The organism is Massilia sp. CT11-108, from assembly GCF_047302915.1.
Lineage (GTDB): Bacteria > Pseudomonadota > Gammaproteobacteria > Burkholderiales > Burkholderiaceae_D > Telluria > Telluria orientalis.
This window is the reverse complement of record NZ_JBKYMO010001167.1, coordinates 1-581: the sequence shown is the minus strand read 5'-3', so window position 1 is coordinate 581 and position 581 is coordinate 1. Positions and strand designations below refer to the sequence as shown.

The following is a 581-nucleotide window of genomic DNA, read 5'->3' as shown; positions in this document are numbered from 1 at the left end:
GGGCAAGCGCCTGCGGCGCGGACGGCGGCGCCAGGGTGGAGATCGGCGGCAGGGGCTGGATGGGGATCGTCATGACGGGCTCCTCAGGCGCGCAGGTGGCGCTGCTGCATCATTTTCTGCAATTCGGCCAGGTCGACCTGCGCCTCCGGGCCGGCGGCGGCGCGGCGCGTGCTGGCCTTGCCCAGCAGCGCATTCACGATGTCGACGGAGTCCTGGTCTTCGTTGCGGTTGATGACGTCGTTGGCGTACGAGCGCCACGACGGATCCTGCAGCCCGTACAGCGCCACGGCCAGCAGCGCGTTGACGTAGGGGCCGAACGCGCCGCGCAGGGGGCGCTGTTCGAGGTCGCGCAGGTAGCGCAGCGCGCCGGCGAAGTCGTGGCGGCGGATCAGCATCCAGGCGTCATAGGCGTGCAGCTCGACGAAATTCGGGCGCAGGACGTGCAAGGCGGTGAGAACCCGTTCGGATTGCTCGAGATGGCCATGCTTGGCGCCGAACATCAAGACTTCGATCAACGCCGCAATCAGGCGGTTACTGCATTGGGACACGGACATGGTTCGCTCCTGTTGGGTGGGCCGCGC

1 protein-coding gene is annotated in these 581 nt (G+C 68.0%); it reads right to left on the bottom strand.

The annotated features are described in order from the left end of the window. Positions 1-83: 83 nt before the first annotated feature. A complete protein-coding gene (locus ACEN88_RS33775; RefSeq protein ID WP_413346725.1) occupies positions 84-554 on the bottom strand; it encodes an HrpB1 family type III secretion system apparatus protein in 471 nt (156 codons plus the stop codon). Positions 555-581 lie beyond the last annotated feature (27 nt).